Below are 23,531 nucleotides of genomic sequence, written 5' to 3'. Positions count from 1 at the left end.
ATAGTCCACTAATAAAATTTTGAAAAATCACTTGCCAGCGATGGATAAGCTAGAATCGTGTCTCTTAGCTGCTGCTTCGTCATTTTCATTTTAAGCAGCAGTGTAAAATAGTTAACTAAAAGATCGGCCTCATTACTTATGCTGGTAATTCCTACAATTTGCTGGTCAGACTTACGAATTACTATTTTTGACCGAGCGATTGGTTCATTTCCGCGATGGTAGTTCAGCCAATTTTTCATATCAATTTCTTTAATTTCGTAAGTTTCTGGCTGTCTAATCGCTTCGTTAACAAAAATACCCGTTTGAGCGATTTTCGGATTACTAAAAACCGACATAGATGGAATTGGGTAGGCAATTGGTTTTAACGTTTCTCCAGATAATACATCTGCCAAGTAATTTGCTTGAAATTCTGCATAATTGCTTAACTTTGGTGCAGGTGAATCATTACAATCGCCAATTGCATAAACCTTTGGATTCGTTGTTTGTAAAAATTCGTTTACGGCAACGCCCTGTTCATTGAAAGTAATGTCCGCTTTTTCTAAACCTAAATCTTCCACATTGGGCACTCGACCAGCAACGGAGTAGACCACATTTGTTTCAAACACCAATCCTTCTTTAGTAGTTAGCTGATAAAGGTCATCTTTTAACTGAACGATTTTTTCCACGTTATGATCAAAATGGTATTGAACGCCTCGTTGTTTCAACAAGGTAATCAAATCACCCACCAACTCAGGATCAAAGGCTCCTAAAGCTCGTTGATTATGCTGTAAAACATGAACCTGATCGCCAATCTCACTGGCGATATTAGTAATAGCAAAAGCGATAATTCCAGCACCAATAATCGTAATAGACGGCGGAAGGCTCTCTGCGTTCAAGAAATGCGAGCTATAATGAACGTGCTCTTTGCCCTCAAACTCCAACTCTCTTGGTCGAGCACCCGTAGCCAAAATTATCTTTTTACCCGTATAATCAACGCCATCAACCGTGATCGTTGCTTCATTCTTAAATCGTGCATTGCCATAGATAGTAGTGATGCTTGCTTCAGATAAACTTTCCTGAATAACTTTTGAGGTATTGGCAATCTGACTGTTTTTGTAGCTCATTAATTGTTGCCAGTTTATTTGTGGTACCCCATCGAACCCCTTGCCTAAATGACTTTGGATCGCCTGCTTTGCTTCAACAGCGGCCAATAAATACTTCTTTGGAGTACTGCCATGATTGGGTGTCGTACCTCCCCATTCAAACGATTCAACAATCGCAATCGATAAGTGTTCCTCCTGCAATCGTTTAGCTATCGTTAGACCAGCTATGCCACTGCCGACGACCAAAACATCAAATTCTCTTTGCATAAATTTCCTCCCTTCTGAATTTTTATTAATTGAATAAAGTAAGTATAAACCCTCCTAAAAAAATTATTAAATGAAACGACTTTAGCTTTGCAAGTCTTAGCAATAAAAAGTACCTGATTTTACTTATTCAGCAGTGTTTTAGCTGCCATTTGAAATTTTTGTGAAATTATTGGCAACTTCTTAAAAAAAGAATAATGGAGGTTTTCGACTAATGGAAAAAACTTTTAAGTAAGAGTGATCTGAACAGCTATTCTAATATCCGATGAACATGCTCGATTATCATAAGGAGATAAAAAAATAAGCGTATAGTATTTAGCTACACGCTCACTGGCCTCTTTTAACAAGAGGATTGATTGGTTTTTATCGCTCTATTCACTAATCGCTTACTCATAAAATAGTGCGTTTCACTTTCCAACGGATGATTATCAATCCGTCCACTCACTTCATAGCCGTTCTTTAAGTAAAAATCCGGCGCATTAAAGCTCATCGTTTCCAATAAAACTAGGGTACAATTTTTCTCTAGTGCAACAGCCTCAATTTGTTTCAGCAATTTGCCGCCCACACCTTTGCCGCGAGTATTTTCATCTACATAAAAAAGTTCAATACGCAAATAATTCCAGTGAATTTCACCCACGATGCGCCCTAGAACCTTGCCCTCCTCTTCATAGATAAAGCTAACTTCCTTAAAATCATATTGAGTTAGTGTGGGTACTTTTTTAATAGTATATTGATCCAACTGCTTTATGGTTAAATCTTTATTTACCTGGTATGCTGCCATTTTGATTGTCATGTTCCATTTCCTCCTATTTTTAGACAAAAAAATAACTGGATAAGAATTATCTTATCCAGCAGTTAGTGCCCTCCGACTAATAGTACATATTTTAGCAGAATGGATTCTAATGTCAATGCTTCGTTCTCAAATAGTCTCGAAACTCGTCCCGAATGCCGTATAAATGCTTATTCGTAAAGGTTTGTGACAGTTTATAGCCAACAAAATAAGGTGAAGTCACAAATCTTGGGGTAATTTTAGCGATTAACCGATCAGCTCTTTCATAAAAAAAAAGATTAAAGCTATCACAACGTCCACGATAATACTCATTTAAAATAAACTGAACCGTGTCTTGTACTGCATCCGCCAAAACATCCAACTCTGCATCCACCTTCGCTGGCACAGAAACATTAATCTCTAAAAAGCCCATCACTGGCTCAGTAGAAAAATTAATGAGCAGCTGATTCTTGGTTAATACTTCAATTCCCTCAAAATTTTCAGAAATCAAATTTTCTTCGCCATCCAGCTCTTCTAAACCGACCACTTGCATATGGGCATGCTGCAGGCTGCCACCTGATTGCGGTCCATGGTTTTTATAAAACAACACCGAGCGATACTTCGGATCATTCTTCACTTGTTGCCAGCAATTAATTGAGAAACGCATCAACTCACGATTATATTGTCGACTATAGTTGGTCATATCCGCATCGTGATCTCTGGTTTCAATAATGATTGTCTGCAGTGTATTCTCCAAGGTTGCATATTTGTTCAGCACCCACATAAAATCGTCAGTTTCAGTTACTATATTTTCCTTATCCTTATAGTCGCAGAATGGACAGCCATTTTTCTCAGCTGACATATGCTGAGGCTTACCTTGAGCGGCTACATGGGAAAAAATTAATGGTTGTTGATGATTCAAATTTTCCATTTAATGAAAGATCCCTTCTCATTACTTCTTATTATCATATACTGGATTAATCAACGCTTCAAGTTGTTTATGCTGGAAGGTATCTTTTTATAAATAAGTAGGAGCTACTAAGCTCAATTCATGAATTAGCGGAGCTATTGAGGCCAAAAGGATTTTAACAATTGTTATATTATCGAATTGCGCAAAACTAATAATTATTCAGAATATCTCCTATTTATTAGTTACAACAAGTGAATCACACTTTATTATTTATCCATCGAAACTTACTAAAAATTCTGGATCGAATTTAGATACTATAATCAATCTTAATCAGAATAAAAAGTACTATACTTTTATGGACATCATTGACTTCACCAAGAAAATTATAGTATATTTATGAAGAAGAATTTAGAATTCAAGCAAAGTTTATTTTCAAACGAGGTGTATGTGTGAGCGTAACAATGTCTATCTAGATGAATTTAATAGCCTTAAAACATTCGTTTATTTGGCGTGTCTATAGATATTCTTACATTCTCAACTTAATTCACATGAACTTGCTTGTATCAGAGGTCAGTTTAATTATGTATTTGGGAGCTAGGAGAAATCCTAGCTTTTTGCGTGCTTTTTTGCTGAACTAATTTAGACACCGATAAATAATACGTCCATCCAGGGATTGATGCGAAGTTTGAAGGCTGCGTTTCTATTTCGTAGGAGGTCTCACTTTGGAAAAACAAAAAATAAAGCGTCCTTGGCGCATGAATGTCCAATTATTTTTAATGAGTCAATTTTTAACAGGTATTACTAGTATGACGGTTCAATACGCTATTATTTGGTATTTGACCGAACAAACGAAATCAGCAACTGTCTTAAGCTTTGCGACATTATTAGGCATGTTGCCAATGGTTCTATTAAGCCCTTTTGTTGGTCCTTATGTTGATCGGATCAATAAAAAGATTTTGCTGATTGTTCCAGATTTGATCGCTGCTTTGTTTGCAGTTATTCTTTCAATTACCGGAATATTAACCGATATTTTTCCTTTTTGGCTTATTTTTGTCTCCTTGTTTATCCGAGCAGTCACACAAACTTTTCAGATGCCAACTGTGCAGTCAATAATCCCGACGATTGCTCCGACTGAAGAATTAACAAGGGTAAACGGACAATTGGGTATGGTTCAATCTGCCAATCGAATCATCGCTCCTGCAATCGGTGCTTTTCTTTTTGCAGCTATGCCGTTGCATTTGCTATTACTAATAGATGTTTTAGGTGCGTTTCTGGGCTTGCTATTGTTGCTATTTGTTACCATTCCTCGAACTAGCAGCCATTACGAAAACCATCAGCTATTGAGTGATACAAAACTGGGCTTTAGGGAACTTCATAATAAAAAGGGATTATGGATTATTATCTTAATCGGCGCACTATCTTCACTCTTTATTATGCCAGCTGCCAGCATGTACCCTTTAATTACTATGGGTTATTTCGATGGAACTGTTGGAAATGCTGGTTTGGTTCAAATTGTTTATTCAGTTGGTATGCTATCTGGCGGAACTATTATTGGCTTATTTGGCAAATGGAAGGATCGGATGAAGCCTTTCCTGCTTTCCTACCTGGTGGTTGGAGTCACGTTAGCAATTAGTGGCGTATTGCCTCCAGACAAAGAAGGTTTTTTCTGGTTTGTGGTACTAAGTGCAATAACTGGACTTGCGGTTCCTTTTTTTGACACCTTGTTAATGGCTATGATTCAGCAAAGCTTTCCAACCGATCAGCTTGGTAGAATTATGGGAGTAACGATGTCCTTACTAAGTTTACCCGGACCATTGGGGCTAATCTTTGCGGGGCCTCTCGCTGATTATATTGGCGTTGAAAAACTATTTGTAATTGCCGGGATTGGAACTGTCTTTTGCGCACTTATCAATTGGCTGATTATCCCCGCCAGAATTTATGATAAGGAGCTACAAGAGAAAAAACTTCCGTAAGCTTAAAATTTTAGCATTCGCTTCACTTATTGACCAATAAGTGTAATGTAAGAGGGCTTCGCTTCATTGAGAATAAGAAATTGAAGCACCTCCACAATAAAGCTGGTTTATTGTGGAGGTGCTTCTTTTCTTTTGATATTCTGTCACAAAAAAATATTCAAACTATTTCTTATTACTAGCATCATAAAAACTGTGAAGTCTACATAAGTGAGTACCACAATTGGTTAGTTGATCGCGGAATAATAGTTCAATTCCTCTAGTTGCTGGGATCCCTCCATCCAGTAATCATAAAAAGCACTACTTAATTTGTATCCTCTGCCCCACAGAGTAGTGATCGTTTCACCTGTAATTCCATGTAGTTCAAATTTGTGCTTCAGCTTGTTAATCAGACAAGACAATTGGCTCATATTTGAAGAAGTACTGCCATCCTGCCATAAATAGTTACACAATTCTTGACGAGACAAAACTTTACTGGCTGAATAAGACTGAATTAAGCATTCAAAAACGCGTTTTTCTGTTTTTGAAAGACTCTTAATTAATAATTTCAGGTTATTTGATGCCGTATCTTTCCCTTGAGCAGGGAAAGTCAAAATCTGGGTGTCTGTACATGTATCTTGGTTTACTTGCTGCTGGATTTCATTCATTTTTTCGCGTAAAATTTCATAGCTAGTATCTTTAGATACCCAATCAACTAAGCCTTTCTCTTGCCAATAGCTTTGTTCTTCCTCACCAGGAATAATTTCCACCATACGTAAAATCAATAGCGGATGATTACTTAACAGCTGTAAAATCTGCTCCACTTCTGAATTACACAGACTCTCACTCAAAATGATCCACTGAAAATAGGAAAGAAAAGGACTAATCGTACCTTTTTTTAAGCGGTTGAATAAATCCGTAGAACAGAAAATTTCATTATTCATGCGCTGCAATTTGTGAATTAGCGGTTCTTCCGCCAAGGGGTTTTTCGTTAGAATAAGTACATGTTGCATGAGATTCACCTTCTCGTTAAATTTTTGGTATTTTTTTCTTTTTCATAGGCGGTTTTGTCTCGTTTTCTTCAGTATCAATCAAAACATTCCATAGAATGACTAACGTGACTACTACACAAATAACCACTTGAATCCATAGCTGATCAAAATAGGATTCAACCATTTTAATACTGAAAATTGCCAACAGAAAACAGACCACTAAAATGATAGCTAATTGAACCTGCTTTAGTTCTTGATGGATACGATAAGCCGTTTCAATTGGAACTCGTTTTTGCTGTGCGACCTGGCGAACTGAATTTTTTTCCATTAACAGCCAGATGATCTCCCGATAAAGTTTGCGTGCTTCTGGTTCTTTGCTAAACAGGGAGTAAGCTTCTTTGCTGCGCGCTCTTTCTCTTCCTGCTTTAACCAATACTGGATGCAGCAAGCGATCATTACGCAAGGACCAACGAAAAATCTGACGCCATTCCTCAATGGATAACTGAGGCAGCGTTAATATGTCCAAAGTCACTTCCAAAGATTCCAATTGATCTAAGCAGATTAATAACTGCCGATAATCTCTGGAAATAGCCTCCCAGGAAGTAATAACTAGATGATCACCTGACTGAGCAAAATTCAACAATGCCTGAAATTCACTAGTAGTTGAGTACAAGGCTTCTACTTCCTGTGCTCCATCAGAAAAAAGTTCATCCACTGGATAATCTTCTAGCATATCCAATTGTTGGGTCAGTTGATACCCCCGTGCATAGCCAAGATTCATCGTGTTCTTCCTCTTTCTATTGGATTTTTTTGCCTACTAATATCCGATCGCTTTTTATTCCGCAAAAGCCTAGCGAACTGTGCCTGCAAGTCTGTTTGACTTCGCATCAGCAAGAACAGTAAATAGCTTTGAACCAATACAACAAGACCTAATATCAGTAATAATAGATACACCATGTTCTGTCCTGCCTCTTTCATCTATTGTATTTTAATTTTCCCTAAATTGTTTTTCTTGTAATCCCAGCTGTACGGTTGTGGTCCTGGACGAGAAAACTTAGGTTTTAAATAAATAGTAATAAAGTATTCTTCGTCATTATAGAGAGTGTCACGCTGAAAGATTAGTGAAGCGATATTGCTGTCTGCTTCAGTTTTTCCCTCATGACTTGCACCATTTGGATCCTCATTTCCTAATGTCAAATAGCTCCCTACCGCTTCATAGTATTCAGGAATAACTATTTTAAGTTCTAATTCATCCAGAGGATTGTCCATATGATCCACGTTCACAGCAATCGTTTCAAAATCTGGATTATCCGTATTTTTCCCTGATGAAATACGTGCGTGCCGTATTTGTTCAAGATTCTCTTTTGTTCCTGATCCCCCGTCATACTCGTTGGTTGCCATTCTTAAGTAGCCCTCTTCTGGAACAACCAACTGATCTGAAGCTTCCACAATAACTTGTCGTACATGCAGAAGAATATCGCCAGTCAAAGTAACATCCAGTCCGCCAAAAGTAGGCTTTATCGTTCCAGACTGATGCTTGCCATCCACTGGTCCGTCCCATTCATAACGAATCATGGCTGGTCCATCTGGTGGACTGGAATCAATCAGTCCAGGGTGAACAGCCGAGGTGATTTCATTCAGATTGACTACCTGAAGCTTGTCAAAGTTAGTAGTTTTATCTGCCAATACAGGCAATTCAGCTGATGTTTCGTGCGTACTATCGTAATAGTCATAAACACGAACATTGCTTCGATTTAAAACATCATCTTCCGTGTGAATCGTTCTTAGGCGAAATGGCAAGGAGTAATCTTCTGCATAATAGACTACTCCATTAGTATCTGCAGGAGTAACCGCTGGATTGTTTTCACTATTAGGCACAGTATTTTTCGTAGTAACAAAAACCCACACACGATTTCTTATTTCAATGCCATTTTCTGGTTTATAGATCACATCCACTGGATAAGGTTTCGCAACAGTGGCAACCTGCAATGCTTTCAATTGATCAGCATCCACCGTTACTTTCGTTGAAAACTTGCTAGAGTCAGTTCCATCTTCATCTAAGCCATTCCCTTGATCACCAGTACTCTTCTCATGATCGGTTAAACTCCAAGCCATTGTTTTTGCCAGTTCCTTAAATTTATTTTCATCAGGAATAGCTGTATGGATTCCGGCTAAAGGAATGTGAAAATTTTGTGCATCCAAAGCATACTTATTCTCTTTATCAATAATCGTTTCTCCCCCGGTTTTGTTCACCCAACGAGAAGTGCTGCTCGGTTGATTTTGCGAGTCAGTAACAAAATATGTGACCAATTGCGGCCCTGTAGTAGATACATTAAACCCTAGTTTCTGCCATTCAATCCCTGCAGAAATATTCTTAGGATTTCGGTTGATTCTTTTTTCTAGCCACTCTTGTCTTTCTTCAGGAGTGGCTGCTAAATTAGTATTTTGACTATCCAAATTATCATAAACCTGAATAGACGAGTCATCCAATACCGTGCCCGTTTTAGATCCAGTAATCAGCCAATTATCTAGTGTGTTCCAGCCATAACTATTCGTTTCAGTCTTCTTTATTTCTGGGTCATCAATCGAAACGGTTATAGCTTCAGATGGATCAATTATTGGAGAGTAATCATCATCTTTTCTTACACTACCAAAAAATAGATCTTTATCTGCGACGCGCGGCAAGTGTGTCTTCCAGCCATCCTTAGGGGTGTTCGAGAAAGTCTTACTATTCGTATATCCATACATAAAATAACGATTTGTTCCATCGATTGCAATTAGCCCTCCAACAATCACTTCAGCATCCGCATTGATAAAGTTGGCACTGCTTACCATGTAATTCTTGTCCATAGTTCCCATCACAACGCCTGGTCCATTTACATATCCTGAAAAATCATCTTCCATTTTTTGCACACTACCAAAAAAATCAAATTCAGAATTATACTCTGCATTTGGGTTTCTTAATATGGAAATATCTGTTCCTAATGGGAAATTTCTTAATACAGTTTCTGTCCCATCACCAGTATCAATACTAATTAGCTGATTGCTCGTTGGACTCTTTTCCAGAACTACGAGGTTATTTTCGTCACTTAAATCCTCTTGTAATTTATATGTTCCGTTTAGCACATCTCTTGACCATTGGAAAGCACCTGAAGAGTCAAACTTTATAATGTGTTGAGAAGACGTTATTTGCGAAACATCCGTTAGCTGATGATAGATCCAGCCATGCATTAAAATACCTCCGTCAGCTGCTCTGGTAACCCTGGTCCCTTGAATACCCACATTTCCTTTAGTTACATTTGTAACAGTACTATTTAGCTGATTAAGTGTAGGGAAGCTTAAATTAATATTCTCTAAAACTGCACCTGTCTGATTATTTAAACGTAATAAGCTATATTTAGGCTTATAAGTAGTTTCTTGTCTTAATGGAACATTCGAATTTCCTGTATACCAGGTATCATTGTTAACAATGTCCTTCCTAAAGAAAAGTCTTACGGAATTTGGCGGAATAGGATACGTACTTGTACTAAAATTCCCTACTATATATGAAGCTGACGATGGCGTAAGATTTTCATCTAGTGTTACCCGTCTTAGCTTTTCATTTTTTTCCTGTGGAGAGTACCCTTGGAACCACAGGGATACCTTCCCATTTTCTACGAGTAATGCTCCCCCATCTACTGCTGATCGATAATCCGCCTTAGTATTGTTGCTTGTTGTAAAAAAGCCTTCACCGCTTGCAACATTGTATATCTTTATTATCTCCCCATCATCAGTCGTTTTAACAAGATATTTTTGGAAAGCACTTGGTCTTCCATTTTGATTGTACCAATCATTTCTGAAATTGATTGCCATTATCCAATTTCCATCACTTGTTCTTTGGACCGAGTCAAAGCTCAATCCTGATTGTTCTGAATAGCTTTCCAGGTTTTCTCTAGTTAAGGCTCCAGCAATTTTTTCTCCCTGTACAAAATTCTGATAGCTCGGATTATCAATCAGTGCTTGCTCTTTGAGTTTGAGAGCATCTACAGGAACCTCAAATTCATTTGCTCCTCCCTCGTCTAATTTAATTTTATTCGTTGGATGTGCGGAAACCTCTTCTCTTTTATTATGCAAGCTGTTGATTCCAATCACTGAACCCATACTGATTAACGCAACAAACAAGATTACTCCCACAATTTTTTTTATTTTCCTATGACTATAATGCTTGGATATCTCTCTCTTTTTTTTCATTGACTGTTTGGATTCCTCCTTACAAAACTCATCAAATCAATGCTTTAGCCATAAAGCATTCACCTCATAAGTGTTGCTTTAGTTACAAAGGACATAGCATCCTATGTCCTTATCATTATTTTTCAACCTTTGTTTTTAATGCATCATCTACTGCCTTTAATGATGTGCTTGTTGGGATATTTCCTTGCCACCAAGCCTCTCGATAAGTAAATTCTGCACAATTTATTGTTTCAACCTTTAAATAGATAGAAAATTCAGTTTGATGGTACTGCTGAGTTAAACTGTCTGATAATTTGATAGATTTAAACAAATTACTGGTGGATTTCTTTGGTGCTACAGCTTCTTTGATGTAGTAGTAATACCCATCACCGCCGTCCTGCCAATCTGATGGTGACATATTCTCTAATACAAGATCCTTACCAATTACCAATGGCAAAACTTGTTTATTTGTATCTCCCTCAACTGGGGCTCGAACTTCAGGCAGGATCATCACGCGAACAAACTGATTAATCGTTCCCGTGTTCTTAACCGACACTTCTTTTTTTACACTCTGATTCTTTTCTATCTCAGTGATAGTGTCATCGAAAATCTCTACTAAACTAGTTTCTACTTGTCCTATCTGGAAATCATTGGCTTTTTTATCTGTGGCTGTCATTGCTGCATAAACAAAATAGCTTCCGCTTATTAACAAGAAAACGCAACCTGTCAGAACAAGGAAATAAAATAAATGCTGACGTTGTTTTCTTTGCATCTTTTACTCATTCCTCTCTGTTCAGTTCCCATGATCTAGTTTCGATTGATAGAGGGTATACGCATAATCACTATTAGTAAGCGACCAGTCTGAAATCAATTCTTTGGTTAAGTCATGTGCATCCATCTCTGATGTCAATCTATACAAAGCTCCTTTGTACTGATTGACATAAGCTGAACTTAACGAAACGCTATCTAACAAATTGGGCGTAACTTCTTTTGGTTGAAGGACCTCTGAATAATAGAAATAACCCTCCTCGTAATACCAATATTGCTTATCGCTTGCTGCAGGCGGGTTTTCTTGATCAAAAAGCTTCCCCGCTTCAAAATTTAACTCAATTACAGGTAACGGTCCTGTTCTTGTCCCTTTGTAAGAATATGTCTGATCCAACAAGGCAACAGCTGCTTTATAATGAGTATTGGCACTGATTTCATAGGTATTTCCCACAGCCCAAGTTTCAGTTTTCTTCACATCAATTGTGGTTGCACTTGGCGTTCCATATACTTTCAAATTTCCGTTACCATTATCAGTTGTTCTATGCTTGTCCGTTACATCCGTCTCAAAACCTACAAAAAATTCTTTCAAAGAAATACGAACAATTGCTGGCATCTCTCCAGTATTTCGCACACGAATGTTTTTTTCCTTTGTTGTTCCAGGTGACCAGTGAAAAACTTGATCGAAGTCTTCTTCCACAATGGCGGATAGCCTTCGTTGGTTAGCATCCGTTCGATTGACTCTTTCATCTGCCGAAGTAATCCAAGCATAAGTACTGCCCACTATCAGCAACAAACTCAACACCAGAGAGAAACAGGCAAACAGTCCCTTACTTCGAACAAAGGTCCGAAGCAAGTGTTGACGTTTTTCCTTTTGATTCATTCCTGTTCCTCCTCTCGGCGTTTTTTCCATAAAAATAAGACGATTAATATCAATAACAAGCCAGTCAAGAACAGATAAACCAGTTCTTCACCAGTTTGTGGCAGCAGCTTTCGATTGGAAGGCATTTCCTGTGGCAAGCTGCTGGAACTTTCTACGGACGACTCGGTTGTTGTAGAGGATTTTGTTGGTTGATCTTTAGTACCCACAAATGTCCACATAAACTCTAACGTGCTTTTTGCTTTTAGATTCTCATTGGTTAAAGTGGGGTCCATCGTAAAAGTGGCCTTCAACACTTTATCCGTCCCATAGGTACAGATGCCTAATTCCAGCGGCGTTTTACTCCAATCTCGACTGCCATCTCCCAACAAAGGTCCCTGATAAATTTCTTTACCATCTAAAACTAGTTTTAACGTAATATGGTTCTTCCAATCTACTGAACCACTGGATTTAACTTCCTCTACCAGCAGCCCTAACGAAAAAGGGGTCTCCAAATCCAAGCTGCGAATCGTGATTTCCTTTTCGTATGCCTCTCCAGGGAGAATACCTACTAGATCAATGTAGTATTCCCCCTCAGAAGTAGCATACAATCCATCAGAATCCCCAATTACCAGGCCAGGAGGAAGTGTTTTTGCTGCCTCAACAGTCAGACAACTGCTGAATAAGGCAAAAAGACTGAATATCCCAATGAGTATTTTACGTATATTCATCTGCTCCCCCTTGCCCAATCACGGTACAATTTAAATGCCAGCGACTAATTTTGTTACGATAGCAAGAGTGTCTCCAGTTGGTTTAGAACCTCCCCCTAAGTTCCACCCAGCACTATCCGTTAGTGCTGCTTCAGTTGCTTGTACTGCTTCCATTTTTACAACAAGATCAAATGAAGCATTGGTATACTCTACGCCTAAAGCACTTTCGAAAACCAATTTCTTCAGTAAGTCTGGCGTTGTTTCGCCAGATTTCAACGGAACAGTGTAGTAGAACCAGCCATCATCTGCATTGTAAACCCAATTTTTACTTGCTAATGTTGCAACATCAGTGATATCTGTACCATAGCCAACACGGATATGGCTTTTACCTAGTCCATTAGTATCTGCCTCCAACCCATAATTAGTTGAGGACGCAATTGGTTTTTGATCAGCTGTCGTAGCTGGTGTTGGTCCGGGGATTGTAGCGCTCGCTCCCAAACCTTCTGCAGTAGTTGTGTAGTTGTAGTTCACGCTGTATCGTAAGCCTTTTGTTCCTAGCAAAGCATTGCCTGTAGTTGTTCCACTTTCATCTGGCAAAGTTGATTTTGCCCAATTGGCTACTGTGTTTTTATACCCGTTCTTGTAATAAGCATATTTCACATTTGATAGCGTATAATCCCAAGCTGTTCCATCATTACTGCTTTTTTCATCGGTTACAGCAATATCATAAGTCATGGCTTGATATTTATTTTTCGTTGCATCGTATCCAGCATCGCCAGGATTTTTTCCTGTGTTGGATGGATCGGTGTAGTATTCATGGATAATCTTTGTTTCAAGGTTATTGCTGACAGATCCAGTCAATGGATCAACTACTTTTCCACCCTTAGCCAGTAATTTCACATTCGTGTCTTGAGAAGTTAAGCCGGTCACTTGGCTGGCTGGAACAATCCGGTAGCCATCATTGAACATCGACGCTGCGTTGGCATTTACAGGCATATTTTTTCCTAAGCCAGAATCATTGGCTACATAAGCATACTTTGCTCCGGCCTCTGTTACAGCACCATACTCAATGCTGCCTTTTTCTGCTAGATGCTTCAGCACTTCTTCATAAGAAATCCGAACAAATACATTTGCGTTCCCAGTATTGGAAACTGATACTTCCTTCTTGGCTTCAGTTCCGGCAACTAATGGCATAGGCTCCCATTGTTCTTTCAGTACCACGCTGTCATCATTAACCGCGGCAGACTCTGCCCGATTGATTCGTTGATCTTGGGCCGTAATCCAGGCAAATGTCCCGGAGATGGCTGCGATTAATGCCAAAACTGCTGCTGCAGCCATCAGCTTTTTCTTTTTGCTGTTCTTCTTCATTTTTTTCCTCCTATAGGTTCTTTTTTATATAAACACTTGTAGTCAACAAGCGATTATACCTCTCTTGGGTATTTCTTTCTTTGGGTACTTTCTCTAACAGAATCAGGCTGTAAAAAATAGGCCTTTAATACTAAAAAGAATCCGAATGTGGATAATACACACACAACACACAACCATAGATTTTCCTGAATAAAATTCAACAGACTGCCCATTTTAGGAATGACAAACACTACTTTTCCTTGCACACGATCTGCTAAAATCGGTGGATCATTACTCTTATTGGCATCCCCTTTGGTGACAATATAATCTCCAGCTTGACCATTTAATTGATCCAAACGCTCCACCATTCTATGTGTTAGGTAACGATCCCCTTCCCCTACTTGAAAAGTGACGATATCTCCCGGCTCAACTTGGGAGCCATCTGTCATTTTTACTAATACGATGTCTCCAGCGTAGAAGCCACCTTTAGGAGAATTTGGCTGCGGAGCCATGGAATCAGTTAGTACCTGATAAAAGCGATGACCTAAGATAGCAGCATCTGACTTCTCACTAAACGCAAACATCAAGGAGCTTAGTAAAATACCAATGGTTAAGGTATAGAAAAATAGATTGTATACAAACAGGAAAATTTGCCGATGAGTCGATTGCTTAGCCTTCTGCAAGTCATGTGCGTGTTGTCTTGGACTCGGTCGCGGTCTTGATGCTGGCCACTCTTTTTCAGATCTGGAATAGACTGGTTCGGTTCTTCCTGAATGTGGTGGACGATAGTGCCTTGAAGGGCCTTCCCTATAGACAGTTTTTCTATATTCTGGTGAACGTTGTTTAGAATATCTATTCCTCTGGTACGAATCATAATTAGGCGGACGAGGTCCATCATAATCACGCACCGGTCTTGCATCATCCAAGTATTCATCATTCCTTGAAGTTCTTCGATTAATAGAAGAAGGTGAATGATCTGGACTCTGTTGATTTTCCTTACGGTCTCGTGGACGGTACTCTCGTGCTCTTGTCATGGCTTACCTCCATTCATTTTGCTGCTCGATATCCGGGCAATTGTTTCGCTGGTCGTTGTGCAGCTGCTGGGATTGTAGAAACTTTTTGCTTCTTTTCGTTAATTTGAAGCGTTCGTGTTTCTTCTTGAATTGGTCCATGTACTTCCTCAACTTGTGGTAGTTCTCTTATCTCAGATGAAGCTTCTGTTACCTCTTGATTCTGTTCTTGGTCGAATTGCATCAATTGATAAGTTTCAATCAATGCATTTAGCTTTTTATCATAAGACGTATCCGTAGCATATTTGCCAGTTAATGCTTTGCTTGCTTCTTGAAATGTTGCCGCATTTTCTTTCCAAGTTGCTTGATAAAATTCAGCATTTCCTGGGATACCTTTTCTTAACAAAGCCGCATAGTCTTCTAAGGATTCTTTATAACTGGGATACTGTCGAAAAGCTGCTTTGGTCGTATATAGTTGGCCGTTTCCTTGATCTTCCTGGGTATTAAATGTAACGTTCTTCCCTTGATAACTTCCCTTAATTCCAAATAAATTATGATGAGGCGGTCGTGCTAATTGGCTGTTACCTGATCCAGTCTCCAATATGGCCTGTGCAATCATCACAGAAGCATAAAGGTCTTCCTTCCAGGCAATTTGTTGTGCATCTTTGGAAATAGCTTGGATAAATGATTCAGTCGTTTGACTTCTTGTGAATGAAAATTGATAGTTTTCTTCTATTTCTTCTTCAGGTAATATTGCTGGTTTCTCAATGCTAGATTCAGTAACATCTAGTAAATAAGTATCCGATTCTGCCGTTGCTTCATTTATAGATATTGGTGAATCAATCAATTCTGTCGTTTCACTAGTTGGAATTTCTTCTATAGATGATTCTCCAGTTACCATAGATTCAACAGATTCTTCTACTACCTTACTAGTGGTATTATCATTTCCAGTACTTGAGGTTAAATTTTTTTGAGAAGCAGAGGAATCCTTTATTTCGGTTGATACAACTTGTTTTATAGGAGTCTGATAACCCGCAGCTAAACAAAAACTTAATCCTACACCGCATAGTATGACTTTACCTTTCATTTGGCTTCCGTCTTTCCTGTGGAAGATAATTATGCGAAGAGCTTCGCGGCCTTTTTTGTCTGGCGGCTATCTGTTTCAGTTTCAGAAGTACATTGTGGTAATACAATGCCGTCATTCGAAAATAAAGGGCCAGAATCATCAGTAATAATAGAAGAAATAATTGGCTGACGGTTACAACCTCTTGAAAATCAGTGAAGTAAAAGAAGATTCCCAAAACAGCAACTCCCGCTAATACTATTAATGAAAAGAGCCAATAGACCCAGTACCAAAAGATGTACCATTCAATTTTTTCCTGCAATGTTTTCATTTCCCCTTATTCCCCTCTTGAACGATGCCTAAAATTTGTTTTTCTGAAACTAAACCGAAAATCCGGCTGTCTTTAGAGATAGCCCGATTGTCTCCTAAGACGAAATAATAGCCTTTAGGAATTGTTCCGCTTGATACACCATTCCAGTTGAAATCTTCTGTCCGATAAGCGAACATGTCGGCTATTATTTCATGATTAACTAACAACTCACCATCTTGGTAATCAATTCGTTCTCCAGGTAAACCAATTACTCGTTTTAAATACAGCTCAGTTGGTGCATCTGGCGGATGCATTACTACTACGTCAAACCGCTCCGGTTTATGGTGAGCTTTCACTTGGACGACCTCTTGTTCCCAAAAAGTTGGATTCATGGATTCCCCGCTGACAAAATATTGAGGATATAGCCAGTAATAGGCACGAAAAGCACTAAGAAAAATCAAGTAACAAAAAACAAATGCTCCTGCCATTTTCAGCACTAATATCCATTGACGAAGGTTTGGAATTTTCCAGCCTCAGCCAGCCTCCTGTGCTGCTTTACCTGGTATTTCCTGTTGCTCTCGAACTATTCGTTCCAGCAATGTACTCTCCCCTTGAAGAAGATCAAAGTAAGCAGCTTTACTTAATAAGTTGTCATAATCCATTTTCATCAGGTTGACAAAAGGCTTCCGAAACCAAGGTCGAGGGTGAACCTTTGCTCGAGATTCTATTACCTGACACTCGTATAAGACAAAGTGAATATCCCTAGCTGAAAGATTGGCTTTGATTTGTTTTACTTGATCCCGTTCGTAAACTAACTTGTTTCCACTAACAGTCATTTTTTCGGTTTTGTTAATCAGCTCTCCGTTTAAATGCCACATTTGTTCTAGGAAGCGAGCCTTTTGCAATAGATAGGTGTACTCGCGCAAACTGATTTTGATTCGTTTGTCCCAATCGCTTTCTTCGGTACTCTTTTGATCAAAGTATTGGATACCACTATAGAGCATGGAAAGTTCCAATTTTTCGATCACTAGTTCCAGTTTTTGATTGACTGCTCGAAGACGAGCTTTACTTTGACTTTCTTGGCGTCTATCCTCAGTTTGTACCCGATCAGTTGACAGCAGAGAATCGTCAAGCTGTTCGGCCGTTTGCCCAATCGGAACAGCATATTCGGTTTGCGATTCTTGAATAACTCTTTCTGAAAAGTGCTGTTCAGCTAAATCCAATAGCAGCTCTTCTGCTCGTTCCAAGGCATTTTCAATAGTTGCTGGAAACTGCTGCTTTAAGCTGTCCTCTAAATGAATAGCGAAGGGAAAACCAGTTTCTCTGAGAACCAACGGAACAAAATCAAATCGGTAGACCTGTCGCCCATATTTTGATTCCTCAGTTTGAGCTTTGATCCAAGCAAACTGAGGAAAAAACTGATGCAGTGCGTGCCAAAAAGGTTGCCAATCCAAGGTTTCAGAGACTAATAATAATTCAATGTGGTAGCTGCCGTTCATTAGCAGAAATAATTGCTCGAAATGCTGATAGATCTTTTGTCTCTGCTTATCAGCCAAAGTGCCTTGAGGAGCGTACAAATATTCACAGGCTTGTTCAATTTCTTCTAGCAACGGTTGTGTAATCAGTTCCTCTTGCATAGTTGGCGCAGGAGTTGGGTATAGAGTGAGTTGATTCTGTGATTGCTTCACTGAAAAACCTCCTCTCTTCTATTCGTCTTCCAATAACGCATCGCTGTTGGCCAACAAACGTACGAAAAATTGAGTGGTTTCTTCTTGAACCGAACGCAGACGTTTTCGATAGTTTTTAATCTCTTGTTTCATCACTCGTAATTCTAGGGATGCATCATGGATTACTTGATGGGCTTCCTGCTCCGCCTGACTTCGAATTCCTTTAGCCTCATATTCTGCTCGTTCTAAAATCGCTCGTTCTTGTTTTTTGGTTTCAATCAATATGGTAGCCAATTCGGCTTTCATATCTTCATTTTCTTTTTTCGTTTGCTTAAGTTCTTCGATTTGTTGCTGCGCTTGACTTAAGGCCTCCATTTGATCAGTCTTACTATCATCTGCATCAGTTTTTAGTTGTTTGATTTGCCTCGATAGTTCTTGAATCTGGTTATCCTTTTTAGTCTGCAGATTCTCTGTTTCTTGCTGCTCTTCTTTCAGCTGTGCGGATGTTTCTTTTTGCTGTTGCAAAACTTGATCTTTCTCTGATAATGCTGTTGCCATTGTTGCCATTTCTGACTGTTTAACTTCTAACTGATGTTTTAACTGAGTGACAGTTCCCTCTAGTCGCTCAACCTCTTGCTGCAACTGAACTTTCTGATTCTCGGTTGCTTCTTCTACTTTCGGTTCCAAAAAAGCTCCTTTTTCGTTGTATCTATCGTCATGCTGTTCTAGATTGGGAGAAAATGCTCTATGTCTGGAACGCTGCTCATCCTGATCGTACTCCCGATAGTTTTGTGTTGGACGCTCATATTCTTCCTCTCTATAAGGCTCATACCTATAATTATCCTCATACTCTTCATCATACTCATCGTAAAAATAGTCATCTTGATTTGTTTCCTCAAAACTATCCTTTTTCTGTTTACCAAAACCAAACATGGTACTTCCTCCTCTATTCACCGGTCACAAAATACTAATTTTTGATAATTCTTTCAATTTCATCTATACTCTGAAAGAATGCAAAAAATTCACTCACTTTTCTTAGTCTTAAGTAGACCAAGAAAAGTGAGTGAACAGCTTGGCTTATTAACGAGAAAGAGGCGACATTGACGGTAGTTGACGACATAAAAATCAATAAGAGGATACGCATACAGTCAGATTTCTTATCTTTTTTTATCAATTGAGCAAGCGACGATTATAGACATAAAAAAACAAAAATTTTTTGGCCGTTTTCACAGGAAACGCTTACCTAGAAAAAATGAAAAAAAACCACTCCAAAAAAAGAAACCTCTTTTTTTGAAAACGATTTATCTGATTGCTTTTTCCATTTGTTTCACAACAATGAAGCGTTGTTCCATCAATGCAGCAGCATAAGTATCCAAGGTCATCTGAGTCGAGCTATGCCCCATTAAAGCACTGACACTCATAATATCTCCCTTGCTTTCGAGGCAACGAGTGGCAAATGTGTGTCTCAGCTGATGAAAATGAATTTTTGTTAACTGAGACTTTCCTCGGATCCGATGAAAATGATAAGTTATCAGCCGCGGCTCTACTGGTTGTTCGCTATTAGTAAGAACAAATCTACCTTTCGCCTGCTGCTTTTGCTCTAATAAAACACGCTTCAGTATCTGACTCATAGGGATTGATCTAGTTGATGAAGCGGTTTTTGAACTGGTATAGATTAATTCAGTCTTCTTCCCATTAAACAGACCAATAATTCGCTGAACTGTTGAGTGAACATGAATCAAGTTATTCTCAAAATCAATATCTTCCCAGGTTAGTGCGGAAATTTCACCAATCCTCAACCCAGCATGAAGGGCTAGCAAAGTTGGTATTCCTTGTCCCTTTCTTCTTGATAAAGCAGCGGTTTCTAGACGTTTTTGTTCTTGCTTAGTAAGCGCCTGATTCCTACTTTTTACTAGTTTCGGCAATCGTACTAAAACAAATGGGTTCTCCTTTATCATTTTCTTTCGAATAGCCAGATTGATACACTGTTTAGTAATACGAAAAACAGCATGAATTGTCGAAGGTTTAAGCAAACGTTTCTCCAAGTCTCTCAATAAGGTTTCTGCTGCATCTTCGTTCAGTTCATTCAATCCATATTCCCCAAGCACATTCAGTACATAATGATTTAACTTATGTTCATAATTAGCATAGGTAGACTGCTTAACCTCGGATTGTATCTCCTGCAACCACAGATAAGCCCACTCATTGAAACTAATTGCTGATTTACCTTGATTGTTTTGGATAAGCTGATAATTTAGCTTCAAAGGATAAAGCTTTTCACGTACTTCCTTTAAAGTTTTTCCATAAACTGAACCATATTTTGTTTTACCATTGGCTTTTTTACCTTTGGGATAGCGTCCTTCCCAACGTTTGTCTTTGCGACGATAAATATTTTCACCTCTGCGCATGATACACTTTCCTTTCTATTCTACGACGGTTTTTTTGACGGCAAATAAAACACTCTTTTTTCTCGTCTTTTCCTAGATAAATATGGAATTCAGGCGGTCTAGAAATCTATCCAAGAAATTATTTTAATTATTTTTTTAAAAGATATTGCGTATTCTTGCTTCCTAATCTATAATTAAGCCTGTTAAGATTCTATAAATTAAAAACAATCATAATTAACGTACTGCGTATGCCTTAGTCTACTTAAAACCAAGAAATAAACTTCCTCTCCCACAGATAATTGATTCTCATTTCATTTTAATGTTTTTTACCTGAAATTAATATAAATATTCGACTTTTTTATATAAAAAAATACAGTAGATTTCATGGTATTTTATAGACCTTTTTGGGAATCTCGTTTTTTTTAAAACCTACAGGTAATTTCTTTGATACTTTCAATGTCTTGAAAAATAGTTTCTTCTTTTTCTACCTGAAGTCACACCTCTAACTACATCACTTCAGATATTTCTCAAATTCCAGTGCTTTTACTTTTGGATTCCCTTGCTTTTTATATAACTCTTTATTGTTCTGTTTATCCAGAAACGAATAAAAACGAAGTAAAAAGCTCGCACAAAATAAATGATCAGAAGAAAAAATCATTCAAATAAATAAGTGAAATACTTTCAAAGAGCTAAATCACTATATACCTTTTCCCTCTTCATATTCGGTGTATGGATCCATATTTTTTTATCAAAAAGACTACAGATCATCATTCAAATACTGATAGCCTGTAGTCTATATATCTATTTTTTATTTGTAGTTTAATATATTAGAGAAGAGTATATCTAAAAAAGGCTCACTACTTTTTTGCATTTTTGACTATTTCACCTTCATTCTACTGCTTAACTAAAACACCAACAAAACTTCAAGACTATTAGTAAATACAAACACTTTAACGTACTTATTTTCGTATGTCGTTTCACTTACTAGATTGTTTCTCAATTTTACTCGACAATTTATAGAAAAGGGACTTAGGTCCTATACTTAGAAAGTCACTCTCTCAGAGAAAGCACAATGTTAACACTCTTCTTCTATTTAAATCACTGCCTTTTCTAATCAATTTCTCCTTTCTATTCTTTAATTTTTCGAATAAATTCCCAATATTGAGACATTCTAATCTTAGGTAATTGGGTTATGAGATAATGATTTCAGAGTGTCAAATCATTATTCTACAGGAAAAGAAAGGAGCTAATTCACAAAAATGAATCGTAAAAAATTACGTAAAAAACTGCAATCAGAGCAAAAAAAAATGAGGAAGCAGCAACAAATAAATAATAGTAAAAATTGGATGTATGCTACCTTAACAGCTATGGGAGGAGTGATGGGAGTTACTGGTGTTGCCTCAGGAGTCCATGCAGCTGAAGCAACTCCACAAGCAACGGCTGGAGTGGAAGTAGATACTGCCAAAGTACTTGCCAACAAAGAAACAACGACAATTCCGGCTAGTTCTACTGCACAATCAACAAGTTCAACCATTCAGTCTACTAGTGGTTCTATCACCGAGTCGGCCAGTGAGTCAACAACAAACTCAACTAGTGCATCCTTAACTGAATCAGCAAGTCAATCTACTACTGAAGCTCCAAGCCAATCAAACACTGGATCTACTAGTACATCGACAACCGAATCCACTAGTGGATCTACTACTGAGTCATTCAGTATGAGCTTAAGTACCTCTAATTCAACAAGTGAGAGCACAAGCAGTGTGAACTCAGGAATATTGAGTGAATACAACAGTGAGAGTGGTTCTGAAAGTACCTCAATGTCTTTCAGTGAGAGCAATTCGAGTATGTCTTCAATATCTGGCAGCGAAAGCACAAGTAATTTGAACTCGGAAATATTAAGTGATTATTGGAGTGAAAGCACATCATCCTCCACTTTAGACTCCACTTCTGCTTCAAATAGCACTAGCATGAGCGGAAAAGCATCTAACTCAGCAAGTGAAAGTAGATCGCTAGCACTATCAGTGTCTAACAGTTCTTCCAATAACACTTCCACGAAAGGAACTGGCAACACCCGGTCCGGTAGCTCTGCAGCCCGCAGTGGTTCCACACGATCAGGAGGTTCAAATGCGGCCGGAGGTTCAGCTAAGACATTACCTAAAACTGGAGAAGAGGGCCACTTAAATTCTCAACTGTCACTTCTAGGAATGGCAACTGTACTAACAGCAACAACTCTTTTCCATCATTTAGAAAAAAAGAAGAGCCTGAAATAAGATATTCGTTAAGCGACTAAACAAAACAGTTTGGTCGTTTTTTTGCATATTATTGTCGTTGCTCCAAATACTTATTAATAAATGTGTCATTGTGATTCTATTTTCTATTCTTTGATGTAAGAACTTAAGGGTGGGAAAAGTTGCAATGTCTGTTTTATCCAAAAAGTATTAGTTTTTTATAAAAATCACGTCAAATACCTAGTATGAGTGCTTATTGTAAAAATTGCTCATACTTGTTTATCCTCTGCCAGCATATTTCTAAGAACTTCTACACGACTTTTCAACTTTCCATTTGTCTGTTTCAGTTCATATAACCCATATCGTAATGACATCGTTGCATTTGCTTTGAGCTTTCCGTCTTTTGAACTACCGATTCCTAATTCTTCGATTAGCTCTTCTTTTTCCTTTAACTCATGATTGTATTTGTTTGTTATTCTTATGTATTGCTCTTTTAGAATTTTCCGTTCTGTTTCAAGCTTCTCCCTGACTTGGTTAAATTGTTTGAGGCTATGATTAAAGGATTGTTCTGTTCTACTATTTAATACCTGCTGCTTTTTGCTTTGCTCCTCGAGTGAATTGATTTGATTTTTATAGCTTTCGATCTCTAATTGATAATCGACTAACTGTTGGCACAAATCTATTTCCTTTCTATTATAAGCCTCAATTATTTCTGCCTCACGTTTTTCCAAGGTTTGTTGCAATTGCACAAATTCCGTCTCTTTATCATCCATGCGTTCCTTAAGCTGAGTGTAGCTCTCCTCTGTTATGTCATCTATGAAATCCTTTGCTAGTCTTACTATAAAAAAATTGCTCATGTGTTTCTCTCTTCTGCTCAATCTTTTCTTCCTCCGCTTTCTACTCTAATAAAAAATACATTTCAATGAATAAGAAAAAATCCAAAGGAAAATTAATTCCTTTGGATAAACAATTCAATTGTTTTTGGTTGTTTGAAAAGAACCGTTGATTGA

Annotated in this window: 20 protein-coding genes; 2 read left to right on the top strand and 18 right to left on the bottom strand. The window is 38.1% G+C overall.

All coding sequences use genetic code 11. The features are described from left to right. Window positions 1–8: 8 nt before the first annotated feature. The 3 genes from IGI49_RS23215 to IGI49_RS23205 all read right to left on the bottom strand — a co-directional run bounded on the left by IGI49_RS23215 (window position 9) and on the right by IGI49_RS23205 (window position 3,046). Complete coding sequence (locus tag IGI49_RS23215) at window positions 9–1,349, bottom strand: dihydrolipoyl dehydrogenase family protein (protein ID WP_429965264.1); 1,341 nt, start codon at window positions 1,347–1,349, stop codon at window positions 9–11. A gap of 337 nt (window positions 1,350–1,686) precedes the next feature. After that, entirely contained in the window at window positions 1,687–2,139 is a 453-nt protein-coding gene (locus tag IGI49_RS23210; RefSeq protein WP_429965265.1) for a GNAT family N-acetyltransferase, read from the bottom strand. A gap of 112 nt (window positions 2,140–2,251) precedes the next feature. After that, complete coding sequence (locus tag IGI49_RS23205) at window positions 2,252–3,046, bottom strand: DUF4931 domain-containing protein (protein ID WP_429965266.1); 795 nt, start codon at window positions 3,044–3,046, stop codon at window positions 2,252–2,254. 734 nt (window positions 3,047–3,780) lie between these two features. On the opposite strand from IGI49_RS23205, the gene IGI49_RS23200 reads away from it, so the two are divergent. Then, a complete protein-coding gene (locus IGI49_RS23200; RefSeq protein WP_429966071.1) occupies window positions 3,781–4,998 on the top strand; it encodes an MFS transporter in 1,218 nt (405 codons plus the stop codon). Window positions 4,999–5,222: 224 nt separating this feature from the next. On the opposite strand, the gene IGI49_RS23195 is transcribed toward IGI49_RS23200, so the two are convergent. The 14 genes from IGI49_RS23195 to IGI49_RS23130 form a co-directional block, all read right to left on the bottom strand. Further along, window positions 5,223–5,987, bottom strand: coding sequence for a helix-turn-helix domain-containing protein (locus IGI49_RS23195; RefSeq protein ID WP_429965267.1), 765 nt, complete (start codon window positions 5,985–5,987; stop codon window positions 5,223–5,225). 16 nt (window positions 5,988–6,003) lie between these two features. After that, the gene (locus tag IGI49_RS23190; protein ID WP_429965268.1) at window positions 6,004–6,747 is read right to left on the bottom strand and encodes a recombinase family protein; all 744 of its coding nucleotides are present in this window, start codon (window positions 6,745–6,747) and stop codon (window positions 6,004–6,006) included. A 197-nt stretch (window positions 6,748–6,944) separates the two neighbouring features. Beyond that, the gene (locus IGI49_RS23185; protein ID WP_429965269.1) at window positions 6,945–10,196 is read right to left on the bottom strand and encodes a hypothetical protein; all 3,252 of its coding nucleotides are present in this window, start codon (window positions 10,194–10,196) and stop codon (window positions 6,945–6,947) included. 115 nt (window positions 10,197–10,311) lie between these two features. Continuing rightward, window positions 10,312–10,947, bottom strand: coding sequence for a hypothetical protein (locus tag IGI49_RS23180; RefSeq protein WP_429965270.1), 636 nt, complete (start codon window positions 10,945–10,947; stop codon window positions 10,312–10,314). A 21-nt stretch (window positions 10,948–10,968) separates the two neighbouring features. Further along, window positions 10,969–11,823 (bottom strand): BsaA family SipW-dependent biofilm matrix protein, encoded by an 855-nt coding sequence (locus IGI49_RS23175; RefSeq protein WP_429965271.1) that lies wholly within the window; start codon window positions 11,821–11,823, stop codon window positions 10,969–10,971. Continuing rightward, on the bottom strand, window positions 11,820–12,530 hold the full coding sequence (locus IGI49_RS23170) for an LPXTG cell wall anchor domain-containing protein (protein ID WP_429965272.1): 711 nt from the start codon (window positions 12,528–12,530) through the stop codon (window positions 11,820–11,822). The genes IGI49_RS23175 and IGI49_RS23170 overlap by 4 nt, the downstream gene beginning before the upstream one ends. Before the next feature lie 30 nt (window positions 12,531–12,560). After that, on the bottom strand, window positions 12,561–13,877 hold the full coding sequence (locus IGI49_RS23165; RefSeq protein ID WP_429965273.1) for a hypothetical protein: 1,317 nt from the start codon (window positions 13,875–13,877) through the stop codon (window positions 12,561–12,563). Between the two features lie 53 nt (window positions 13,878–13,930). After that, window positions 13,931–14,890, bottom strand: a complete 960-nt coding sequence (locus tag IGI49_RS23160; protein WP_429965274.1) for a signal peptidase I — start codon at window positions 14,888–14,890, stop codon at window positions 13,931–13,933. 13 nt (window positions 14,891–14,903) lie between these two features. After that, entirely contained in the window at window positions 14,904–15,953 is a 1,050-nt protein-coding gene (locus IGI49_RS23155; RefSeq protein WP_429965275.1) for a glucosaminidase domain-containing protein, read from the bottom strand. After that, a complete protein-coding gene (locus tag IGI49_RS23150; protein WP_429965276.1) occupies window positions 15,943–16,260 on the bottom strand; it encodes a hypothetical protein in 318 nt (105 codons plus the stop codon). The genes IGI49_RS23155 and IGI49_RS23150 overlap by 11 nt, the downstream gene beginning before the upstream one ends. Then, a complete protein-coding gene (lepB, locus tag IGI49_RS23145; RefSeq protein WP_429965277.1) occupies window positions 16,257–16,727 on the bottom strand; it encodes a signal peptidase I in 471 nt (156 codons plus the stop codon). Before lepB ends, IGI49_RS23150 begins: the two co-directional genes overlap by 4 nt. A gap of 45 nt (window positions 16,728–16,772) precedes the next feature. Next, a complete protein-coding gene (locus IGI49_RS23140) occupies window positions 16,773–17,927 on the bottom strand; it encodes a hypothetical protein (protein ID WP_429965278.1) in 1,155 nt (384 codons plus the stop codon). Between the two features lie 18 nt (window positions 17,928–17,945). Continuing rightward, the gene (locus tag IGI49_RS23135; protein WP_429965279.1) at window positions 17,946–18,839 is read right to left on the bottom strand and encodes a hypothetical protein; all 894 of its coding nucleotides are present in this window, start codon (window positions 18,837–18,839) and stop codon (window positions 17,946–17,948) included. A 368-nt stretch (window positions 18,840–19,207) separates the two neighbouring features. Further along, window positions 19,208–20,314, bottom strand: a complete 1,107-nt coding sequence (locus IGI49_RS23130) for a tyrosine-type recombinase/integrase (RefSeq protein ID WP_429965280.1) — start codon at window positions 20,312–20,314, stop codon at window positions 19,208–19,210. A 1,238-nt stretch (window positions 20,315–21,552) separates the two neighbouring features. Between IGI49_RS23130 and IGI49_RS23125 the strand changes: the two genes are divergently transcribed. After that, window positions 21,553–22,563, top strand: coding sequence for a hypothetical protein (locus IGI49_RS23125; RefSeq protein ID WP_429965281.1), 1,011 nt, complete (start codon window positions 21,553–21,555; stop codon window positions 22,561–22,563). A gap of 227 nt (window positions 22,564–22,790) precedes the next feature. Here IGI49_RS23125 and IGI49_RS23120 read toward each other — a convergent pair whose 3' ends face one another. Continuing rightward, entirely contained in the window at window positions 22,791–23,399 is a 609-nt protein-coding gene (locus IGI49_RS23120; protein ID WP_429965282.1) for a hypothetical protein, read from the bottom strand. Window positions 23,400–23,531 lie beyond the last annotated feature (132 nt).

The organism is Enterococcus sp. AZ071, from assembly GCF_050499065.1.
Taxonomy (GTDB): domain Bacteria; phylum Bacillota; class Bacilli; order Lactobacillales; family Enterococcaceae; genus Enterococcus_A; species Enterococcus_A ferrettii.
The sequence above is the reverse complement of the archived record's forward strand: the minus strand, read 5'-3'. Positions and strand labels throughout refer to the sequence as shown.

What these genes read in the sequence shown, in the direction of transcription:
- IGI49_RS23170 (WP_429965272.1), bottom strand. Translation starts at nt 12,530, where the DNA reads ATGAATATACGTAAAATACTCATTGGGATATTCAGTCTTTTTGCCTTA.
- IGI49_RS23160 (WP_429965274.1), bottom strand. Translation starts at nt 14,890, where the DNA reads ATGACAAGAGCACGAGAGTACCGTCCACGAGACCGTAAGGAAAATCAA.
- IGI49_RS23130 (WP_429965280.1), bottom strand. Translation starts at nt 20,314, where the DNA reads ATGCGCAGAGGTGAAAATATTTATCGTCGCAAAGACAAACGTTGGGAA.
- IGI49_RS23195 (WP_429965267.1), bottom strand. Translation starts at nt 5,987, where the DNA reads ATGCAACATGTACTTATTCTAACGAAAAACCCCTTGGCGGAAGAACCG.
- IGI49_RS23135 (WP_429965279.1), bottom strand. Translation starts at nt 18,839, where the DNA reads ATGTTTGGTTTTGGTAAACAGAAAAAGGATAGTTTTGAGGAAACAAAT.
- IGI49_RS23155 (WP_429965275.1), bottom strand. Translation starts at nt 15,953, where the DNA reads ATGAAAGGTAAAGTCATACTATGCGGTGTAGGATTAAGTTTTTGTTTA.
- IGI49_RS23165 (WP_429965273.1), bottom strand. Translation starts at nt 13,877, where the DNA reads ATGAAGAAGAACAGCAAAAAGAAAAAGCTGATGGCTGCAGCAGCAGTT.
- lepB (WP_429965277.1), bottom strand. Translation starts at nt 16,727, where the DNA reads ATGGCAGGAGCATTTGTTTTTTGTTACTTGATTTTTCTTAGTGCTTTT.
- IGI49_RS23180 (WP_429965270.1), bottom strand. Translation starts at nt 10,947, where the DNA reads ATGCAAAGAAAACAACGTCAGCATTTATTTTATTTCCTTGTTCTGACA.
- IGI49_RS23150 (WP_429965276.1), bottom strand. Translation starts at nt 16,260, where the DNA reads ATGAAAACATTGCAGGAAAAAATTGAATGGTACATCTTTTGGTACTGG.
- IGI49_RS23175 (WP_429965271.1), bottom strand. Translation starts at nt 11,823, where the DNA reads ATGAATCAAAAGGAAAAACGTCAACACTTGCTTCGGACCTTTGTTCGA.
- IGI49_RS23190 (WP_429965268.1), bottom strand. Translation starts at nt 6,747, where the DNA reads ATGAATCTTGGCTATGCACGGGGGTATCAACTGACCCAACAATTGGAT.
- IGI49_RS23215 (WP_429965264.1), bottom strand. Translation starts at nt 1,349, where the DNA reads ATGCAAAGAGAATTTGATGTTTTGGTCGTCGGCAGTGGCATAGCTGGT.
- IGI49_RS23210 (WP_429965265.1), bottom strand. Translation starts at nt 2,139, where the DNA reads ATGACAATCAAAATGGCAGCATACCAGGTAAATAAAGATTTAACCATA.
- IGI49_RS23200 (WP_429966071.1), top strand. Translation starts at nt 3,781, where the DNA reads ATGAATGTCCAATTATTTTTAATGAGTCAATTTTTAACAGGTATTACT.
- IGI49_RS23125 (WP_429965281.1), top strand. Translation starts at nt 21,553, where the DNA reads ATGAATCGTAAAAAATTACGTAAAAAACTGCAATCAGAGCAAAAAAAA.
- IGI49_RS23205 (WP_429965266.1), bottom strand. Translation starts at nt 3,046, where the DNA reads ATGGAAAATTTGAATCATCAACAACCATTAATTTTTTCCCATGTAGCC.
- IGI49_RS23185 (WP_429965269.1), bottom strand. Translation starts at nt 10,196, where the DNA reads ATGAAAAAAAAGAGAGAGATATCCAAGCATTATAGTCATAGGAAAATA.